Annotated in this window: 1 protein-coding gene; it reads right to left on the bottom strand. The window is 75.3% G+C overall.

The genetic code is table 11. The features are described 5' to 3' along the window. Positions 1–198 precede the first annotated feature (198 nt). On the bottom strand, positions 199–833 hold a 635-nt coding region (locus ACY45C_RS12195; protein WP_462187734.1), incomplete at its 5' end, for a ComF family protein.

Genomic DNA, 833 nt, shown 5'->3' on the forward strand with positions numbered 1-833 from the left:
CGGTTGTCGCACCTTCCCAACGTTCTACGGCTAGCTGCCCGCATTCGGCTCCCTTCCCTTCAGCGGCGGCGCTACTCCGCCCGCCGGCCCGGTATCCGCACGACGAGTGCGCTGCGACCGACAAGCGGTCACTCCCGCTCCGTCGGGCCACTCGGCCGTTGCGCCTACTGCCTGGTCAGGCGGTGCGTACTGGTAGTTTCACCCCGGCGGCCCCGTCAAGGCGAGCAAGCGGTCCCGTCCGCGCGTCGGGCCCGAAGCGGCCACCACGGCGACGGCGCTCGCCCGCAGGGCGCCGGCTCGTAGGGCCCGTACCGCCTCACCCGCCGTGGCTCCCGTCGTCAATACGTCGTCGACCACGACGATGCACGGGTCCGCGGGAGGCCCGTCCGAGAGATCGTCGGCGGCCCGCACCAGCCGGGCCGTGCGGGCGGGACCGACCAAGCCGAAGGCGCCCGTGAGGTTGACGAACCGTGCCGCCGCCCCCAGCCCGGCCTGGTCCGCCGTGTGCCGCACCGGCCGCAGCACGGGAGCGATTCCGACCCGGTGCCCGCGTCGGCGCAGGACCGCGGCCGCCACGGAACACAGCAGCTCGAGGTGGTCGAAACCACGCCGACGCCGCGCGGCGCGGTTCGAAGGCACCGGGACCAGCACCACACCGCGCCCGCGAGGACGGAGACCGGGATGCACGTCAGTGGCACCCACCGCGCCCGACGACACCGCCCGCGCCACCGCGCGGGCGAGCGCACCGCCCAGCGGACCGGCCAGGTCGCGCCGGCCACGCTCCTTGTAGGCGAGAAGGAGCGCCCGGACCCGGTCGGCGTAGCGGGCGGCGG

Source organism: Frankia sp. CcWB2, assembly GCF_977927585.1.